This is a genomic window from Dactylosporangium sp. NPDC000521 (genome assembly GCF_042898305.1).
Classification (GTDB): domain Bacteria; phylum Actinomycetota; class Actinomycetes; order Mycobacteriales; family Micromonosporaceae; genus Dactylosporangium.
The window spans coordinates 59218-78720 of record NZ_JBIAYW010000013.1 but is presented as its reverse complement, the minus strand read 5'-3'; the positions used below and the strand labels follow the sequence as shown (position 1 = coordinate 78720).

Below are 19503 nucleotides of genomic sequence, written 5' to 3'. Positions count from 1 at the left end.
GAAGGACATATCAGTAGTGAAGCCCGTATTGAAGGCGTTGCCACGCCAGTTCCACCCGCGACATCGCCGGCTGCCCGTGCTGGGCGCCAAGGCCGGCACCGTCTCGGTCGCCGTCCTGTCCGCCACGCTGCTGGGCACCCTGCCGGCGGACTCGCCGGCGTCGATGTTCACCGGCCCCGCGTACGCCGAGTCCGGCACCGTCGCGGCCGCCTGGACCTGGCCGTCACCGTCGTCCTTGTCCGCTTCCGGACCGTCGTCCGCGCCCTCCGCCGATGCGCGGGCGGAGCCCCTGGCCGTCGCGGTGCCGGCCGCGCCCGTTCCACCGGCGCAGCCCGCCGTCAAGCCCGTCGCCGGCCTCGACCAGCGGCAGATGGACAACGCCGCGATCATCGTCAAGCAGGGCAGGGCGCAGGGCATGCCTGACCGGGCCCTGGTCGTGGCGCTCGCGACCGCGATGCAGGAGAGCGACCTGTACAACATCGCCAGCTCCGCCGTGCCGGCGTCCCTGCGGCTGCCGCACGAGGGCACCTCGACCGACCACGACTCGGTCGGGCTCTTCCAGCAGCGGGCCAGCCAGGGCTGGGGCACCGTCGCAGAGCTGATGAACCCCGCCCACTCCGCGATGCTCTTCTACAACGCGCTCAACCGCGTCGAGGGCTGGCAGCGGATGAGCGTCACCGCCGCCGCGCAGGCGGTGCAGCGGTCGGCCTTCCCCGGCGCGTACCAGAAGCACGCCGGCCGCGCGGAGCAGGTCGTCGCCGCCCTCACCTGACGCGCATCGCACCCGCCTGGCCGGCGTTTCCCTCGCGGGAGTGCCGGTCAGGCCGGTGTGTCGGGTCGCCCAGCGGGCGCGCTCCTGTTGGGGGAGTGCTGGTTAGGCTGGGTGTCGGGTCGCCCAGCGGGTGCGCTCCTGTTGGGGGAGTGCTGGTTAGGCTGGGTGTCGGGTCGCCCAGCGGGCCAGCCCGACGAGCTCGGCGACCGCGGCCGGCTCGGGGATCGCCAGGTCGAGGGCGACCAGCGCCTGCGCGAGGAGGTCGTCGGCCTGCTGGGCGCACCAGGAGCGGGCGCCGGAGCGTTCGATGACCTTCGCGGCACGCTCCAGGTCGGCGTCGCTGAGGCTGCCCTCGCGGTGCAGCAGCCCGGTCAGCTCGTCGGCGCCCGCGGCGAGAGCGGCGGCGACCGGCAGCGAGCGCCGGCGGCCGCGCAGGTCGGCGAACGCCGGGCGGCCCGTCACGGCCGGGTCACCCCAGATGCCCTGCAGGTCCTCGGCGAACCGGACGGCCAGCCCGAGCCGCACCCCGAACAGCCGCAGCTGCTCCACCTGCGCCGGGTCGCCGCCGCCGGCGAGGGCGCCGAGGGCGCACGCGCAGCCGAAGAGGGCGCCGCTGCGCTGCTCGACCGCGGTGATGCACTCGCGGAGCAGGTCGTTGCCGGAGCGGTGCCCGGGGAGGGCGGCGTCCAGGGCCGTGCCGAGGTCGGTGTGCTGGCCGTGCAGCAGCTGCTGGACGGTGTCGCCGAGGACGCGGACGCCGGCCCGGTCGACGGAGGCCGCCCCGGACTGCCGCCGCGCGTCGGCGCGCGGGTCGGGGGTGCCATGCTGGTCGGTGAACCTGTCCCGGGTCGCCCGGTCCTGCCGCGCCGGCTCCCCGGACGGCGCGGTCGGCGCGGTCGGCGCGGTCCCGGGCGTGGCGCGGCTGGCCTGGCGCAGCGGGCGCGGCACCCGCCTGGTCGGGTCGCCGGTCGCCGCCACGTCGAACGCGAGCGCCAGCATCGCCTGCCCGCCCAGCGTCGCCGGGTGCGGCCCCACCACGCTCCAGGCGGTCGGCCGGTGCCGGCGGGTCAGGTCGCCGTCGAACAGGTCCCGCTGCAGTCCCGACCAGTGGTGCACCAGCTCCACCGCGACCGCGCCCGCCACCGCGTCGTGCGGATCACCGCCGACGGCGCCGGCGCAGACGAGTGTCAGTGCGGCTCGTGTACGAGCGGCGGGCGGACCCTCGTCGAGCCCTCCCAGCTGCAGCTCGGCCACCTCGCGCGACGGCTCCGGCAGGCGGCCGACGGCGGTGCGCAGCGGCGGCTCCACCAGCAGCTCCGCCCATGCGAGGACGTCGTCGACGGTGCGCAGTACGGTGACCATCAGCCGGAAACCCCCGGACGCGGGACCATCACCGGTAACGCACCACCCATCGGCCAGTCATGGACAAGCGCCGATCTGATGTCGGCGCCGTGGACTGGTCAAGTATGCCGCCGGTGCCCGCCGGACACGCCCAAAACCACGATGGTGGGCGGGTCAGCGCATCGCCTGCCGCAGGGACGGATCCGGTGGCGACACGACGGCCGCCTGCCGGTGCCGGAGTGCCTCCCAGGCGGCCTTCGGCCCGGCCGCGACGTCCCTGACCGTGTTGTACCAGATCGTCACCCGCTGGCATCCCTCGCAGAGGGCGGGCACCCCGTACGCGTCGACGCCCAGCCGCCGGCACAGCGCCACCGCACGGTGCAGGTGCAGCTCCTGGCTGACGAGCAGGGCCTTCGTCACGCCGTACACGTCGTGGGCGCGGCGGCACGTGTCATAGGTGTCGAGCCCGTGCGGGTCGACGACCATCCTGGCCGGATCGACGCCCTTGCCCGCCAGGTAGTCGCGCATGACCCGGACCTCGTCACCGGAGCCACCCTGCGCGTCACCGGAGATGAGCAGCGCCTTCACCTTGCCGGACGTGAGCAGCTGCGCGGCGACGTCGAGCCGCCCCTTGAGGAACGGCATCGGCTCCTGCCCGCCCGGCGCGACCTGGGCCCCGAACACGATCGCGACGCCCGCGTCCGGGGCCGTCGCGGCGGGGCCGATGAGGCCGAGGGAGGCCGCTCGTACCCACACGGTCGGCGCCAGCACGAGGGCGGCCGCGACCGTGCCGGTGAGCACGACCCTGAGCAGGATCCGGCGGCGCCGCTCCAGACGGGTCTCGCGGCCGGCGGGGAGCCGCTGCCTGTCGCGCGCCGCCCACCTGGCCCGCTCGACCTCGAACAGGAACCACGGCGGCACCGTGCCGTGCGTGCGCAGCGTCTCGCGCTCGTCGTCACCGAGGTAGCCGGTGACGTGGTCGACGGCGAGCGAGTACGCCGCCATCCGCGCCGCCCCTCGCCCCTGGGACCGCAGCACCGCCCACGCGCCCAGCGTGGCGATCGTCAGCAGCCAGCCCAGCGGCCCCGGCCGGCGACTGCGCTGCCGCAACCGGTCCTGTACGGCCAGCCAGGCGACCCGCTCGTCCCGCAGTTTCGGCATGGCGGCAGCATCGCACGGTGGTGCGCGCCAGTGGTGCCCGTGTGGTGTTGCTTCTGTGAAGTCGTAAATTGTCGTAGGCGCGGGGCAGGATGTAAGCCTCGGGTTGGGGAGGTGGCGTCGGGTGGCCGGCAAGATCAAGGACGAGGACATCGCCTTGGTACGGGAGCGCACCGCGATCGCGGATGTGATCTCCGAGCATGTGACGCTGAAGTCGGCCGGGGGCGGCAACCTGAAGGGGCTCTGCCCGTTCCACGACGAGAAGACCGCCTCGTTCAACGTCTCGCCCGCGCGCAACGTGTATTTCTGCCACGGCTGCGGCAACGGTGGCGACGCCATCAAGTTCCTGATGGAGCACGACCATCTGACGTTCGTCGAGTCCGTCGAGCGCCTCGCCGCCCGCGCCGGCCTGCAGCTGCAGTACGTGGAGGCGGGCAGCGCGCCGGTCCGCCAGACGGGGCAGAAGCAGCGGCTCATCGCCGCGCACGCCGAGGCGGCCCGCTTCTATGCCGAGCAGCTCGGCTCGCCCGGCGCCCGGCTGGCCCGCGAGTTCCTCGCGCAGCGCGGCTTCGGCCGTGAGGAGGCGGAGCGCTATGGCTGCGGCTTCGCCCCCGAGGGCTGGGATCCGCTGAGCAAGCACCTGCGGCTGAAGGGCTTCTCCGCACAGGAGCTCATCACCGCAGGGCTGTCGAAGGAGGCCCGCTCGGGCAGCCTCATCGACCGGTTCCGCCGCCGCCTGCTGTGGCCGATCAAGGACATCTCCGGCGACGTGATCGGCTTCGGCGCGCGGAAGCTGTTCGACGACGACGACGGCCCGAAGTACCTGAACACGCCCGAGACCCCGCTCTACAAGAAGTCCCACGTCCTGTACGGGGTGGACCAGGCCAAGCGCGAGATCGCCAAGCAGAGCAAGGTGGTCATCGTCGAGGGCTACACCGACGTGATGGCCTGCCACCTGTCCGACGTGCCCGTGGCGGTCGCCACCTGCGGCACCGCGTTCGGCGCCGACCACATCGCGGTCCTGCGCCGCCTGCTGCTCGACGCCGACGGCTACGGCGGCGAGATCATCTTCACCTTCGACGGTGACGCCGCCGGGCAGAAGGCCGCCCTGCGCGCATTCGAGGACGACCAGCGTTTCGTCGCGCAGACGTTCATCGCCGTCGGCCCCAACGGCATGGACCCGTGCGAGCTGCGCATGGCGAAGGGCCCTGTCGCCGTCCGCGACCTCGTCGCCGACCGCCAGCCACTGCTCGACTTCGCCCTCCGCTCCGTCATCCAGCGCTTCGACCTCGACACCGCCGAAGGCCGCGTCGGCGCCCTCAAGGCCACCGCCCCCCTGGTCGCGAAGATCAAGGACCGCACCCTGCGCCCCGAGTACGCCCGCAAGCTCGCCGGCGACCTGGGCATGGAGCTGGAGACGGTCCAGCGCGCCGTCGGCGCCGCCGCGAAGGGCGTCGTCGCGCCCCCGCCCGCCGCCTCCACCCGCAAGATCCTGGCGCCCGACAGCGCCGAGGCCCTCGTCGAGCGCGAGGCGCTGAAGCTCGCCCTCCAGCAGCCCGCCCTCGCCGGCCCCATGTTCGACGTCATCGGCGCCGACATCTACGCCCACCCGACCTACACCGCGCTGCGCGCCGCGATCGCCGACGCCGGCGGTGCCTCGTCCGCGACCGGCGGGGCCGTCTGGATCGAGCGGGTCCGCGAGGCGTGCCCCGACCCGGCCGCCGCGGCCCTCGTCACCGAGCTGGCCGTCGAGCCGCTCCGCCTCGACGGGGAGCCCGATCCCCGCTATGTCGAGGCCACGATCGTCCGGCTGCAGCTGCCCGCCCTCAACCGCCGGATCGCCGACCTCAAGTCCAAGCAGCAGCGCATCAACCCGGTCACCAACGCCGACGAGTACCTGCGCCTCTTCAGCGAGCTCGTCTCCCTGGAGCAGCACGCGAGGGCGCTGCGCGACCGCGGCGCCAGCCGCTGGTGACCGTGCTCAGGCGTTCCGGAGCCCGCGGGCGCTTCCGCGCCGGCGGGCTCCGGTCCGGTGACGGCCGGGTCGCCGGCGGCCGGTCGCGTGCCGGCTGGGTCGCTGCCGGCCGGTCCGGTGCCGGCCTTCGACGCGGGGTGGCGGTGGTGGACGGGTGGCCGCCGGTGACCCGCGGCGGGGTGCCGGTGCCCGGTGGCGGGTCGGTGGTGGACGGCCGGTTGCCGGTGGCACGCGGCCGGTGCGTGGTGGGTAGCAGGCCGGCGGTGCGCGGCCGGTGCGTGGTGGGTAGCAGCCCGGCGGGGTGCGGCCGGTCCGTGGTGGGTCGCAGGCCGGCGGTGCGCGGCCGGTCCGTGGTGGGTAGCAGGTCGGTGGGGTGCGGCCGGGGTCTGGTCCCGTGGTCGTCCGACAGAAGGAGAGCGTCGTGTTCGGCTTCCTGAAGAAGCGTCGCCTGCCGGCCGGGCAGCGGCCCGCCCTCGCCGCCGACGAGCGCATCCTGTCGTGGGCGGGCGCGACCGGCGACATGGTGGTCGTCGTCACCAACCTCGGCCTCTGGCTCCCCGGCGCGGGCGAGCGGCTCGGCTGGCACGAGATCCACAAGGCCACGTGGTCGGGCCGGCAGCTGACCCTGACCGCCGCCCGGGAGCTGCCCGTCGACGCCTCCGGCGGTTACGTCGTCATGGAGGACCTGCCACCGCTGGTCATCACGCTGCTCGACCCCGACAGGGTGCCCGAGCAGGTCCGCACCAGGGTCAACAAGTCCATCGCGCACACCTCACACCACCCGCTCGCCACCGGCTTCGGCGTCCGCGTCGTCGCCCGCCGCGTCAGCGGCGTCGACGGCCTGCGCTGGACCGTCCGTTACGACGAAGGCGTCGACCCCACCGCCCCCGCCGTCACCGAACAGACCACCGCCCTGGTCGCCGCCGCCCGCCAGTCGATCGGCACCCCCGCCACCGCCTGACCTCACCCGCCCGCCCCCACACGGTGGCCGCGGCCCACCAGGTCGCCCGGTCAGTCCGTCAGGCGGACGCCCCGACCAGCACCAACCGGCCCGAAGCCCGCTCCGCCGCCGGCCGGCGCCGCCAGGGATGGCTCGCGGAGTGGTGCGGTCGCGTCGTCGGGCGGTCGGGTGCTGCCGGTCGGAGTCTGGTCGTCGACGGCGAGTGCTGCCGTCGGCGGCTCGCGGAGTGGGTGGTTGCGTGCGGCCGGCCGGACCTCCGGTCCGCTGGCGCCGCGTGCTGCCGGGGTGGTGTGCGCAGCGGTGTGGTCGCGTCGTCGGCCGGTCGGGTGCGGCCGGTCGGGGGCCCGGTCGGCCGGTGGCGGGCGCTGCTGGGGTGGCTCGCGAAGCGGTCTGTTCGCGGCGGTGGGTGGCCGGCCGGTCAGTCGGTTGCTGGGCCGCTGACGGCGGGTGTGCCCGGGGCAGAGCGCGACGTGGGCGGGGGTGTGGTCCGGCGGCGACGGCGGATCAGGTGGACGACGGCGGCGGTGATGAGCGCGACGTCCAGGAACGCGCCGGGCACCTTCGTCTTCGTCGCCAGCCCCAGGCTGTCGGGCAGCGTCAGCAGCGGCAACCCGGCCGCGGCGACCAGCACGACCGTGCGCAGCCGGCCGGTGAGCGTCGTGCCCGCGAGCAGGGCGATGCCGGCGATCGCGTACCAGGCGTAGAACACCGGGCCGAGCACCGCGGCCGCGAGCATGCCGCACCCCGCCGCGGTCAGCACCACGTCCTGCCCCCGCCGCCCTGTGGCGCCGCCGCCCGAGACGCCGCCGCCCGAGACGCCGCTGCCCGTCGCGCCACCGTCTGTTGCCGTGCCGCCCGCGAACTCGCCGCCCGGGGCGCTGCCGCCTGTCGGGCCGCCGTCCGTGGCGCTGCGGCCGGTTGCGGCACCGTACGCCGGCTCCGGGTGCGTCGCGCTGCCGCTGTGGACGCTGTCGGTCGGTGCGCTGCCGGGGTGGACGGCGCGGTGGAGTGAGGCCAGGGTGGTCGCGGTCCGCCACCACAGCCCCAGCAGGATCACCGCCAACGCTAGCAGTCCCACAGCCCGCGCGACCGCCACCGCCGTCGCGAACGACTCTGGGTGACCGAGCACGCGCAGCACGTAACCCACGGCCATCCCGACGCCGGTGGGGAGGGAGAGCCACTGGACCATGGTGCTGGTCGAGCCGAGGGCGTGCAGGAACCCGAGGCCGTGGCCGGTGAGCAGGGCCAGGAGAGCGTAGGTCGCACCGATCGCCGCGGCGAACGTCACGGCGCTCGTCCAGCGGGCTCTGGTCGTACCGGCGAAAAACACCAACAGAAGGGCGAAGGGCACGGCACCGAGCGCGGTGACCTTGACGGCGACGGCGAGGCCGAAGGCGAGCCCGGACGCGGCGGACGCCGCGAAGCCAGGCCGCCTCGCGGCGACGAAACCCGCCAGGACCAGGCCCGCGAGGACGACGTCGTTGTGGGCGCCGGACACGACGTGGACGAGGACCAGCGGGCTGGCGGCGAGCAGCGCGTTGCCGCGGGAGAGACGGTGCACCGCGGCGACGCACAGCACCAGGCCGAGCACGGCGGCGAGGCGCAGCAACACGACAGCGACGGGCAGGCTGCCGTGCGAGAGCCAGGCGGCGGCGCCCTCCACGGCGATCCACAGTGGACCGTAGGGCGTGGGGGTCTCGCGCCACAGCTCGGGCACGTCGGACAGCCACGTGCAGGGCAGCGCGGCGGGCCCCACCTCGTAGAGGTCGAAGCCGGCGTCGAAGAGCTGACCCTGGCAGGCGTACGCGTAGATGTCGTGGCTGCCCAGCGGCGGTGCGACCAGCAGCGGCACGCTCCAGAGCGCGGCGGTGACCAGCAGGCCGCGCTGGTCGGTCTCCTCGCGCAGCGTCCACCAGGCGCGGATCAGCATCGCGAGGGCGACGAACCACACGATCACGCCGAGCAGCCACGCCCCGTCGTGCGGCACCGGCTTGCCGGCCAGGAAACCGCTGGTGGCGAGGAGGACGGAAGCGGCCAGCCCGAGCCAGCGCGGGTTGACGCTCACCAGCACATGGTGCCAACCGGCCGTCGCTGGCGGCAAATCGGGCCGATTTTTGTCAGACCCCCGGGTTAGTGTCGCGACGTGGCTGAAGACGCAGCGCTGATCGCGGCGACCGGGCTGGTGAAACAGTTCGGTGACTTCACCGCGGTCGACGGGATCGACGTTCGGGTGCGGGCGGGGGAGGCGTTCGGGTTCCTCGGGCCCAACGGGGCGGGCAAGTCCTCCACGATGCGCATGATCGGCTGCGTGTCGCGGCCGACCGGCGGCTCGCTGCGGATCCTGGGCATGGACGCGGCGCGGGACGGCTCGGCGATCCGGGCGCGGCTCGGGGTGTGCCCGCAGCAGGACTCGCTCGACCTCGAGCTGACCGTGCTGGAGAACCTGACCGTGTATGCGCGGTATTTCAACATCCCGCGCCGGGTCGCGCGGGCGCGGGCGATGGAGCTGCTGGAGTTCGTGCAGCTGGCGGACCGTGCCGGTGACAAGGTGGAGCCGCTGTCGGGCGGGATGAAGCGCCGCCTGACGATCGCGCGGGCACTGGTCAACGAGCCCGAGATCGTGCTGCTCGACGAGCCGACCACCGGCCTCGACCCGCAGGCGCGGCACCTGGTGTGGGAGCGGCTGTTCCGGCTCAAGCAGCGCGGCGTCACGCTGGTGCTGACCACGCACTACATGGACGAGGCGGAGCAGCTGTGCGACCGCCTGGTCGTCATGGACGGCGGCCGGATCGTCGCGGAGGGCTCGCCGCGCGAGCTGATCGAGCGGCACTCGACGCGGGAGGTGCTCGAGGTGCGGTTCGGCAACGAGGCGCTCGACGGGTTCGCCGGCAAGCTGGAGGGCATCGGCGAGCGCACCGAGGTGCTGCCCGACCGCGTCCTGGTCTACACCGGCGACGGCGACGCGGCCGCCGCGCAGGTCCACGCCCGGGGGCTGACGCCGTCGAGCGTGCTGGTCCGGCGCGGGTCGCTCGAAGACGTGTTCCTGCAGCTCACCGGCAGGACGCTGGTGGACTGATGGCGCACCGGACCGCCCTGGCGCTCGAATACCACCTGGTGTCCTACAAACGCACCTGGCGGGCGAGCGTGTTCAGCTCGTTCGCGCTGCCGGCGATGTTCCTGGTCGCGATGGGGATCACCGTCGGGCACTACATCGACGAGCGGTCGACGTCGATCGGCGTGCCGTACCTGGACTTTCTCGGGCCCGGGCTGCTCGCCTCGACCGCCCTGCAGGTCGCGGTCGGCGACTCGACGTGGCCGGTGTTCAGCGGCTTCCACTGGACGCGGGTCTACCACGCGATGCGGGCGTCGCCGCTCACGGTGGGTGACGTGCTGCGGGGGCATCTGGCGTTCGTCACGCTGCGGGTCGCGCTGTCGAGCGTCGGATTCCTGGTGGTGCTGGCGCTGTTCGGCGCGCTGCACTCGTGGTGGTCGCTCGCGACCCCGCTGGTCTCCGTGCTGCTTGGTGCGGCGTGCGCGGCGCCGTGCTTCGCGTTCGCGGCGTGGACCGAGACCGATGGGGCGTTCGCGGTGCTGTTCCGCGTGGCGGTGGTGCCCATGACGCTCTTCGCGGGCGTGTTCTTCCCCGTGGAGAGCCTGCCCGTGGGGGCTCGGCTGCTGGCGTACGTGTCGCCGCTGTGGCACGGCGTGGAGCTGTCCCGGGCCGCGACGCTCGGCACCACGACCGCCTGGGGGCTGCCCGCCCACGCCGCGGTGCTGGCGGTGTGGTGCGCGGTGGGCTATGTGCTGGCGGTGCGCTCGTTCACCCGGAAGCTGGGCGACTGATGGTCACGACACTGATCTTCCCGCGGGCGATGTCCCGTCTCGACCACCGGGCCTCCGGCGCCCTGTCCGTCACCGCGCGTAACCTCGCGGCGGCCAGGCACGCGGCGTACTGGTGGGTGCTGCTGTCCGGGTTCGTCGAGCCCCTGCTGTACCTGCTGTCGATCGGCGTCGGCGTCGGGCGGCTCGTCGGGGGCATCGCGCTGCCCGACGGCCGGCTGGTGACCTATGCGCAGTTCGTCGCGCCGGCGATGCTTGCCGCTTCCGCGATGAACGGGGCGCTCGCCGAGACCACCATGAATTTCTACGGCAAGCTCAAGTTCATGCGCATCTATGATGCGACGCTCGCCACCCCGATCACGCCCATGCAGGTTTCCGTCGGCGAACTCGTCTGGGCGATGTGCCGCGGCGGCACGTATTCCGCCGTCTTTCTCGTGGTCATGGCTGCGCTGGACCTCACCACGTGGGGGTGGGCGCTGGTGGCCTTACCCGTGACGCTGCTGGTGGGGTTCGCGTTCGGGGCGCTCGGGATGGGACTGTCGACGCTGCTGCGGTCCTGGCAGGACTTCGACTACATCAACGTGACCCAGTTCGGGCTGTTCCTGTTCAGCGGCACGTTCTCACCGCCGTCGGACTTCCCCGCGCCGCTGCAGGTCCTGATCGAGCTGACCCCGCTGTATCACGGCGTCGCCCTGCTCCGGTCGATCACGACGGGCTCGCCGGACTGGACGCTGTTGTGGCACGTGGCGTACCTGGCCGCGCTGGCCGCGGCCGGCCTGACGATGGCCAGCCGCCGGATGGGCACGTTGCTGCTGAAGTGAGCGGTCCGCGTCTCCGGCCGGCTGGCGGTTCCGTGCTGGGGGGAGAGGCTCGCCGCCGCTCGGGCATGGCAGTGCGGCGTCGGCGGCTCCGCACCGTGCGGCTTCAGGCTGTACGGCTTTGGGCGGTGTGCTTGCGGATCATGCGGCTTTTGACGGTGCGGCTCGGGATGGTGTGGTTTCCGGGTCGAACTGGATAGGGCTTGGGCCACGCTTCGGGTTCGGGTTGTCGTGGGTCCGGGTTGGACTGTCGTGGTGGTGTGCTGCATGTTGCGCCGGCCGTGGTTCGGGTCTGTCGTGGTCCGGGTTGGGCCGCCGTGGTGGTGGTGTTGCGGCGGCCGTGGTTCGGGTTCAGGTCTGTCGCGGGTTCTGGCCGAGCGGTCGTGGTGGTGGTGCTGCGTGTTGCGGCGGCTGTGGTTTGGGTTCGGTCTGTCGCGGGTTCTGGTCGAGCGGTTGTGGTGGTGGTGCTGCGTGTTGCGGCGGCTGTGGTTTGGGTTCGGTCTGTCGCGGGTTCTGGTCGAGCGGTCGTGGTGGTGGTGCATGTTGCGGCGGCCGTGGTTCGGGTTGGGCTGTCGTGGTGGTGTTGATGCGGCATGGTGCGGCGGCCGCAACCGTCGGCGTCCGGATGGGCCGGCGGCGCTGAGCGGGTCCACGGCCATGACCGTCCCTCGATCGAGGGCTCAAGACCGACGACCGCGCCACCGCGGCCTGGACCCGGCCGGATGACCGCGTGATCCAAGGACGGATCTGGCGGTGCGGACGGCCAGGGCTGTCCTTCGATCATGTGGCCATGACTGGCAACGGTGTCGTCACGCTGCGGTGCGGGTGAGAAGTCCTCGCGGGCCCCCTGCGGCCTCAACGGTGGCGGGAATTGCGGCGGTGAGCTGGGCAAACGCGGTAACGTTCGGAAGTGGGTCAACTTCCGTTGGATTCAGCAAAAGTTTGGTAACGGGAGATAGAAGACCTAGACGCGGCGCTTCAGAGGGCCTAAAGTCTCGACGCAACACGGGTGTAACGCATGGCACACGACCCGGCAACCGGCGCCTCATCGGAGGTGTGGTGGTGTAGCCGCGTGTCGCGGACGCCTGCCTGCGACCAGATGAGGAGGTGCCATTGTGAACACGGTCAGTGCGGTAGACGGCCCCGTTCAGTCGCGCCTGCTCCGCTTGTTGCGGGACACCGGTGCGTTGTCGCGTGCGGAGCTGGCCGATCGTCTGGAGGTGCCGCGCCCGCGGCTGCTCGCGGACCTGGACGCGCTCGTCGCGACAGGGCTCATCCGCGAGGCGGGCCCGGCGGCGAGCCGGGGTGGTCGCAGGTCGACGCTGGTGGAGCTGAACCCGGATCTGCGGTTCGCCGCGGTGGATCTGGGGGCGAGCTCGATCGACGTCGAGATCACCGACGGGCGGCTGGAGCCGGTCGCGGCGTACGGGGAGCCAGCCGACATCAGGTCGGGACCGAAAGTAATACTGCAACGGGTCAACGAGATTCTGCACAAGTTCCGTGTGGATGGCTCGTTCGAGCGGTTGCACGCCATCGGCATCGGCGTGCCGGGGCCGGTCAGTTTCCGGGACGGGGTCCCGGTCTCGCCACCGATCATGCCGGGCTGGGACAGGTTCCCGGTGCGGGAAGTGCTCGGGCGCGAGTTCAACTGCCCGGTCGTCGTCGACAACGACGTGAACATCATGAGCATCGGCGAGCGCTACGGCGGCGTCGCGCACTCGGTGGACAACCTGCTCTTCCTCAAGGTGGGGACCGGCATCGGGTGCGGCATCTACCTCAACGGTGAGGTGTACCGGGGCACCGACGGATGCGCCGGCGACATCGGGCACATCCAGGTCGACAGTCACGGGCCGGTGTGCTCGTGCGGCAACGTCGGCTGCCTGGAGGCCCTGTTCGGCGGCGGCGCGCTGGCGCGTGACGCGACGGCGGCGGCCCGCAGTGGTGCGTCACCGGCGCTCGCCGACCGTCTGAACGCCAACGGCATCGTGACCGCCAAGGACGTCGCCGACGGCGCCGCCGAGGGTGACGTCACGTGCATCCGCCTGATCCGTGACGGTGGGCGCCGGGTGGGTGGGGTGCTGGCCGGCCTGGTCAGCTTCATCAACCCGTCGATGATCGTGATCGGCGGCGGTCTCGCCGGCCTCGGTCACATCCTGCTGGCGGAGATTCGTAGCGTCGTCTACCGGCGTTCGCTTCCCCTCGCGACCGGCAATCTGCCGGTCGTCCTGTCCGAGCTCGGCCCCCGCGCCGGCGTTGTTGGCGCCGCGGTCCTGGCCAGCGAACTCGCATATGGACGGCCATCATGACAACTACGGACGACATCGTCCTGAAACTTACCGATGTGGTGAAAACCTTCCCCGGCGTCCGCGCGCTCGACGGGGTCCAGCTGGAGGTGCGGGCCGGGGAGGTGCACTGCCTCCTCGGGCAGAACGGCGCCGGCAAGTCCACGCTGATCAAGGTGCTCGCCGGCGCGCACACCCCGGACTCCGGCGAGATCATGTGGCTGGGTCAGCCGGCCACGTTCAACAGCCCGCAGACGGCCATGAAGGCCGGCATCGCCACCATCTACCAGGAGCTCGACCTCGTCGACGGGCTCAGCGTCGCCGAGAACATGTACCTCGGTCACGAGCCGAACAGTGCCGGGTTCGTCGCCCGGCGCACCATGCGCAAGGGCGCGCTGGAGATCCTCGAGCGGCTCGGCCACGCGGAGATCCCCGTGGGCCGGGAGGTCGGCAAGCTGCCGGCCGCCGCGAAGCAGATCGTGAGCATGGGCCGGGCGCTGTCCCGCGAGGCGCGGCTGCTCATCATGGACGAGCCGAGCGCCGTGCTCGCCCATGACGAGGTGCAGAACCTGTTCCGCATGGTCCGCGCGCTGACGGCGCAGGGCATCGCGGTCATCTACATCTCCCACCGCATGGAGGAGATCCGCGAGATCGGCGACCGCGTGACGGTGCTCAAGGACGGCCGCACCACCGCGGCCAACCTCGACGCGAAGAGCACGCCGACCCGCGAGCTGGTCAGCCGGATGACCGGCCGCACCATCGAATACGTCTTCCCCGAGAAGCCGGAGCAACCGCCGCAGGTGTACGACCAGGACGGGCCGCTCCTGCAGGTGGAGGGGCTGTCGCTGGAGGGCCGGTTCAGTGACGTCTCGCTGACCGTGCACGCCGGCGAGATCGTCGGCATCACCGGCCTGGTCGGCTCCGGCCGGTCCGAGGTGCTCGAGACCATCTTCGGCGCCCGCCGCGCGACGGCCGGCACGGTCGTGGTCGGCAACAAGGTCCTGCGCAAGGGCAGCGTCAACGCCGCCGTCAAGGCCGGGATCGGCATGGCTCCCGAGGAGCGCAAGAGCCAGGCGCTCCTGCTCGGCGAGCCGATCTACCGCAACGTCACCCTTGCCGGGTTCACCCGCTTCGCCCGCGCCGGCTTCACCGACGCCGGGCGCGAGCGCGCCGAGGCCCAGAAGATCACCCAGGGCCTCGACCTGCGCCCGAACGACGTCCGGCGCCCCGTGCGTACCCTCTCCGGCGGCAACCAGCAGAAGGTCGTCGTCGGCCGCTGGCTGCTGGGCGACACCCGGCTGCTCCTGCTCGACGAGCCCACCCGGGGTGTCGACGTCGGCGCCCGCGCCGAGCTCTACCAGGTGATCCGCAGACTCGCCGACGAGGGTGTCGGTGTGCTGCTCGTGTCCAGTGAGGTGCCCGAGGTGCTGGGCCTGTCCGACCGCGTGCTCGTCATGCGTGAGGGGCGGCTCGTACGGGAGGCACCGGCGGACGAACTCGACGAAGACACCGTGCTCGACCTCGTGATGGCCGGCTCACTGCTGGACGGGGCCGACCTGGCGAGCACCGCCCCTGAAGGGACCGCAGCATGAGCACCGCGACCACACCGTCCGCCGACCCCGTCGAGCTGAGCAAAGGCACGTCGAGCGCCGCCGGGCAGGGCTGGTGGCAGCGGGACGGCGCCGACTCCGTCAAGCGCAACCTCGCCCTCATCGGGGTGCTGGTGCTGCTGCTGATCATCGGTGCCGTCACCCGTTCCGACATCTTCCTCGACATCGACCGGCTCTGGTCCAACGAGCTGACGGTGCTGACCCAGGCGTCCAGCATCGGCGTGATCGTGGTCGGCATGACGTTCGTGATGATCAGCGGCGGCATCGACCTGTCGGTCGGCGCGCTGCTGGCCCTCGCCAGCGTCTGGTGCACCACCGTGGCGACCCAGGACCTGGGGCCGGCCGCGATGGTCTTCACCGCGCTCGCCGTCGGCGCGGTCGCCGGCCTCGTCAACGGCGGGCTGATCGCCTACGGCAAGCTGGTGCCCTTCATCGCGACGCTCGCCATGATGCTGTCCGCCCGCGGTCTCGCCCAGAACATCTCCGGGTCGCACACCCAGATCACGTCGGACCCGTTCATCAAGAGCCTCGCCGGCGACCGCCTGCTCGGCGTCCCGTACATGGTCATCATCTTCGTGCTGGTCACCGCGCTCGGCTGGGTCCTGCTCAACCGCACCACCTTCGGCCGCCGCACCATCGCGATCGGTGGCAACGCCGAGGCCGCCCGCCTGGCCGGCATCAACGTCCGGCTGCAGACGATGCTGCTGTACGTGCTGTCGGGCCTCTGCTGCGGCATCGCCGCGCTGATGATCGTGTCGCAGACGACCTCCGGCAGCAACACGCACGGCGACCTGTACGAGCTCAACGCCATCGCCGCCGCGATCATCGGCGGCACCGCCCTCACCGGCGGCCGCGGCACCATCGTCGGCTCGCTCCTCGGCGTGCTGATCTTCACCCAGATCACGAACCTGTTCATCGTCAACAACCTGCAGCTCGACGTCCAGCGGATCATCAACGGCGGCATCATCGTCGTCGCGGTCCTGATCCAGCAGTTCCGGGTCGGCTCCTTCTTCCGGACCCGCCTCAAGATTTAGGCACCTCGGTCCCACCTCGATAGGCAGATCGCCACCGAACACCAGCACCGCCGTCCAGCCGCGACGGCAGTGTGGATCAGCACGCCCAAAATGCAGCAAATACCTACCCGCCCCCCATCCCACAGACGACCAGGAGGTCGTGATGAGCGCATCCTCGGGTGACATGTCCCGCCGCAAGCTTCTCCTCGGCGGGGCCGCCCTCGGCGCCGGTGCACTGCTCGCCGGTTGCACGTCCAACGAGAAGAAGGACGATGACGCCGGCACCAACACGAAGGTGAACGCCGCCGCCTCTGAGGCGCCCGGCAAGGCCGTCACCATCGGCTTCTCGGCCCCCGCCGCCGACCACGGCTGGATCGGTGCCATCACCGCCAACGCCAAGGCGCAGGCCGCCAAGTTCTCCGACGTGACCCTGAAGGTCGTCGACGCCGGTAAGGACGCCCCCGCGCAGATCGCCGCGCTGGACACCCTGATCGGCTCGAAGCCCGACGCGATCGTGCTGCTGCCGCAGGACGGCGCGCAGCTCACCGAGATCGGCAAGAAGGCCACCGCGGCCGGCATCATCGTCATCAACCTCGACCGGGAGTTCTCCGACTCGGCCGCGTCGTTCTCGCTGATCAAGGGCGACAACTACGGCATGGGCATCGCCGCCGGCAAGTTCATCGGCGAGAAGCTCAAGGGCAAGACCGACGCCGTCATCGGCGAGATCCCGGGCATCGACGAGCTCCAGCTGACCAAGGACCGGTCGAAGGGCTTCGCCGACGCGCTCAAGACCTACGGCCTGACCGTCAAGCACCGGGTCGCGGGGGCCTTCACCGTCGAGTCCGGGCAGAAGGCCGCGGCGAACCTGCTGCAGGCCGCGCCGAAGCTCGACGCCGTGTGGAACCACGACGACGACCAGGGCGTCGGCGTCCTCGCCGCGATCCAGCAGGCGGGCCGCAAGGAGTTCTTCATGGTCGGCGGCGCGGGCTCCCGCGACGCGATGGACCACATCAAGGCCGGCGACTCGGTGCTGACCGCGACGGTCACCTACCCGCCGTCGATGGCGTCCTCGGCGATCATCCTGGCCCGCCTCGCCGCCCAGGGCAAGGGCATGGGCGACCTGGTCGAGCTGCAGGTCCCGAAGCTGATCGTCCTGCAGTCCGAGACGATCACGAAGGACAACGTCGACAAGTACCTGCCGCTCGGCTTCAAGTCCTAGCAGGTCGTCAGGTAGAGCCAACCACCAGAAAGGAACCGCCAAGTGTCCACTCAGGGCAGCAGCGGGGAGCTGCGCGTCGGCATGGTCGGATATGCGTTCATGGGCGCCGCGCACTCGCAGGCCTGGCGCACCGTGAACCGGGTCTTCGACCTGCCGGCGCGGGCGACCATGGTCGCCGTCTGCGGCCGCGATGGGGCGAAGGTGGCGGACGCCGCTAGCCGGCTCGGGTGGGCCGAAGCGGTGACCGACTGGCGCGAGCTGGTCGCCCGGGACGACATCGACGTCATCGACATCTGTACCCCGGGCGACAGCCACGCCGAGATCGCCATCGCCGCGCTGGAAGCGGGCAAGCACGTGCTGTGCGAGAAGCCGCTCGCCAACACGGTCGACGAGGCGCGCGCGATGGTCGCGGCGGCGGTGAAGGCCCGGGCGCTCGGCGTCCGGTCCGCCTGCGGGTTCAACTACCGCCGGGTCCCCGCCGTCTCGCTGATGCGCAACCTCATCGCGGACGGCCGGCTCGGCGCCATCCGGCACGTCCGGGCCGTCTACCTGCAGGACTGGATCACCGATCCCAACTTCCCGCTCGTCTGGCGGCTCCAGAAGGACAAGGCCGGCTCGGGCGCGCTCGGCGACATCGGCGCGCACATCATCGACCTGACCCAGTTCGTCACCGGGGAGCAGATCACCGGCGTCACCGGCATCACCGAGACGTTCGTCAAGGAGCGCCCGCTGCCGGAGGCGTCCAGCGGGCTCTCGGCGAGCGCGGGCGCCACGACGGGGGAGGTCACCGTCGACGACGCAGCGGTCTTCGTCGCCCGGCTCTCCGGCGGCGGCCTGGCCACCTACGAGGCGACCCGCTTCGCGACCGGCCGCAAGAACGGGCTGAAGGTCGAGATCAACGGCGAGCTCGGCTCGCTCGTCTTCGACCTGGAGCGGCTCAACGAGCTCGAGTTCTACGACGCCACGAAGCCGGCCGCCGAGCAGGGCTTCAACCGCATCCTGGTGACCGAGGGCGAGCACCCGTACCTCTCCGCCTGGTGGCCGCCGGGCCACATCATCGGCTACGAGCACTCCTTCACCCACGAGATGCGGGACTTCATCGAGGCGGTGGCCACCGGATCGGATCCGACGCCGTCGTTCGAGGAAGCGCTGCAGGTACAACTCGTGCTCGACGCCGTGGAGAAGTCCGACGCCTCCTGGGTCAGCGTGCTGGCATGAACGATCCCTACGCCCCCACTCCCGCGGACCGGTTCTCGTTCGGGCTCTGGACGGTGGGCTGGCAGGCCCAGGACGTCTTCGGCTCGGCGTCCCGCGCGGCGCTCGACCCGGTCGAGTCCGTGCACCGGCTCGCGGAGCTGGGGGCGTACGGGGTGAGCTTCCACGACGACGACCTGATCCCGTTCGGCAGCGACGGGACCGTCCGGGACAAGCTGATCGGCCGCTTCCGCGAGGCCCTCGACACCAGCGGCATGGTGGTGTCGATGGCCACCACCAACCTGTTCGGCCACCCGATCTTCAAGGACGGCGCGTTCACCGCCAACGACCGTGCCGTCCGCCGGTTCGCGCTGCAGAAGGTGCTGCGCAACATCGACCTCGCCGCCGAGCTCGGCGCGCCGACCTACGTGCTGTGGGGCGGCCGCGAGGGCTCCGAGTCCGGTGCCGGCAAGCAGATGCGGGCGGCGCTCGACCGGTACCGCGAGGCGATCAACGCCCTGTGCGCGTACATCCGCGAGCGTGGCTACGACATCCGCCTCGCCATCGAACCGAAGCCCAACGAGCCGCGCGGCGACATCCTGCTGCCGACGATCGGCCACGCCCTCGCACTGATCTCGACCCTGGATGAGCCGTCGCGGGTGGGGCTCAACCCCGAGGTCGGGCACGAGGAGATGGCCGGGCTCAACTTCGCCCACGGCATCGCCCAGGCGCTCTGGCACGGCAAGCTCTTCCACGTCGACCTCAACGGCCAGCACGGCCCGCGGTTCGACCAGGACCTGCGCTTCGGCGCCGGCAACCTGCGCGGCGCGTTCTGGACGGTCGACGTGCTGGAGAACAGCTCGGGCTACCCGACGGCGTACGCGGGACCCCGCCACTTCGACTACAAGCCACCACGTACCGAGGACGCCGCGGGGGTGTGGGTCACCGCCGCGGCGTGCATGCGCAACTACCTGATCCTGAAGGACAAGGTCCGCGCGTTCCGTGACGACCCCGAGGTGTCGGCGGCGCTCGCGGCGGCCCGCGTCGACGAGCTGTCGGTGCCGACGCTGATGCCGGGGGAGTCGCTCTCGGCGCTGCGGGCCGAGGAGATCGACGTCGATGCGGTGGCCGCCCGCGGGATGGCCTTCGAACGCCTCGACCAGCTCGCCATGGAACACCTCCTGGGGATCAGGGGATGAGTTCGGCATAACGAAGCTTTTCCTCGCCGGCAGCGAGGGCCTGGCCGCGGTTGCGCCCCGCGGCCGGGTAGCCGGCGGGGAAGGGTCCGTCGGGCCGGCGCGGCACGTGTGCCGCGCCGGC

General features: G+C 71.9%; 15 protein-coding genes. 12 read left to right on the top strand and 3 right to left on the bottom strand.

The window, feature by feature from the left end:
- Positions 1-16 precede the first annotated feature (16 nt).
- Entirely contained in the window at positions 17-772 is a 756-nt protein-coding gene (locus ACFY3L_RS35585; RefSeq protein ID WP_389334398.1) for a hypothetical protein, read from the top strand.
- Between the two features lie 156 nt (positions 773-928).
- Here the strand turns inward: ACFY3L_RS35585 and ACFY3L_RS35580 are convergent, their stop codons facing one another.
- Both ACFY3L_RS35580 and ACFY3L_RS35575 read right to left on the bottom strand, forming a co-directional pair.
- A complete protein-coding gene (locus tag ACFY3L_RS35580) occupies positions 929-2134 on the bottom strand; it encodes a polyprenyl synthetase family protein (protein ID WP_389334395.1) in 1206 nt (401 codons plus the stop codon).
- A 153-nt stretch (positions 2135-2287) separates the two neighbouring features.
- Positions 2288-3274 (bottom strand): vancomycin high temperature exclusion protein, encoded by a 987-nt coding sequence (locus tag ACFY3L_RS35575; RefSeq protein ID WP_389334392.1) that lies wholly within the window; start codon positions 3272-3274, stop codon positions 2288-2290.
- A gap of 121 nt (positions 3275-3395) precedes the next feature.
- On the opposite strand from ACFY3L_RS35575, the gene dnaG reads away from it, so the two are divergent.
- A complete protein-coding gene (gene dnaG / locus ACFY3L_RS35570) occupies positions 3396-5246 on the top strand; it encodes a DNA primase (protein ID WP_389334390.1) in 1851 nt (616 codons plus the stop codon).
- Between the two features lie 421 nt (positions 5247-5667).
- Positions 5668-6207 carry a hypothetical protein gene (locus ACFY3L_RS35565; protein ID WP_389334387.1) on the top strand — a complete coding sequence of 180 codons (540 nt, stop codon included), beginning with the start codon at positions 5668-5670 and terminating at the stop codon, positions 6205-6207.
- Positions 6208-6625: 418 nt separating this feature from the next.
- Here the strand turns inward: ACFY3L_RS35565 and mptB are convergent, their stop codons facing one another.
- The gene (mptB, locus tag ACFY3L_RS35560) at positions 6626-8272 is read right to left on the bottom strand and encodes a polyprenol phosphomannose-dependent alpha 1,6 mannosyltransferase MptB (RefSeq protein ID WP_389334384.1); all 1647 of its coding nucleotides are present in this window, start codon (positions 8270-8272) and stop codon (positions 6626-6628) included.
- Positions 8273-8350: 78 nt separating this feature from the next.
- Between mptB and ACFY3L_RS35555 the strand changes: the two genes are divergently transcribed.
- From ACFY3L_RS35555 to xylA, 9 genes are all read left to right on the top strand, one after another.
- Positions 8351-9283, top strand: a complete 933-nt coding sequence (locus ACFY3L_RS35555) for an ABC transporter ATP-binding protein (RefSeq protein ID WP_389334381.1) — start codon at positions 8351-8353, stop codon at positions 9281-9283.
- Entirely contained in the window at positions 9283-10050 is a 768-nt protein-coding gene (locus ACFY3L_RS35550; RefSeq protein WP_389334378.1) for an ABC transporter permease, read from the top strand. The genes ACFY3L_RS35555 and ACFY3L_RS35550 overlap by 1 nt, the downstream gene beginning before the upstream one ends.
- Positions 10050-10868, top strand: coding sequence for an ABC transporter permease (locus tag ACFY3L_RS35545; protein ID WP_389334375.1), 819 nt, complete (start codon positions 10050-10052; stop codon positions 10866-10868). Before ACFY3L_RS35550 ends, ACFY3L_RS35545 begins: the two co-directional genes overlap by 1 nt.
- 1112 nt (positions 10869-11980) lie before the next feature.
- Entirely contained in the window at positions 11981-13171 is a 1191-nt protein-coding gene (locus tag ACFY3L_RS35540; protein ID WP_344506037.1) for an ROK family transcriptional regulator, read from the top strand.
- On the top strand, positions 13168-14739 hold the full coding sequence (locus tag ACFY3L_RS35535) for a sugar ABC transporter ATP-binding protein (RefSeq protein ID WP_389334372.1): 1572 nt from the start codon (positions 13168-13170) through the stop codon (positions 14737-14739). The genes ACFY3L_RS35540 and ACFY3L_RS35535 overlap by 4 nt, the downstream gene beginning before the upstream one ends.
- On the top strand, positions 14736-15791 hold the full coding sequence (locus ACFY3L_RS35530) for an ABC transporter permease (RefSeq protein ID WP_389334369.1): 1056 nt from the start codon (positions 14736-14738) through the stop codon (positions 15789-15791). Before ACFY3L_RS35535 ends, ACFY3L_RS35530 begins: the two co-directional genes overlap by 4 nt.
- Before the next feature lie 142 nt (positions 15792-15933).
- Complete coding sequence (locus tag ACFY3L_RS35525; protein WP_389334366.1) at positions 15934-16989, top strand: substrate-binding domain-containing protein; 1056 nt, start codon at positions 15934-15936, stop codon at positions 16987-16989.
- Positions 16990-17070: 81 nt separating this feature from the next.
- Complete coding sequence (locus tag ACFY3L_RS35520) at positions 17071-18207, top strand: Gfo/Idh/MocA family protein (protein WP_389334867.1); 1137 nt, start codon at positions 17071-17073, stop codon at positions 18205-18207.
- Positions 18204-19382 carry a xylose isomerase gene (xylA, locus tag ACFY3L_RS35515; protein ID WP_389334363.1) on the top strand — a complete coding sequence of 393 codons (1179 nt, stop codon included), beginning with the start codon at positions 18204-18206 and terminating at the stop codon, positions 19380-19382. The genes ACFY3L_RS35520 and xylA overlap by 4 nt, the downstream gene beginning before the upstream one ends.
- Positions 19383-19503 lie beyond the last annotated feature (121 nt).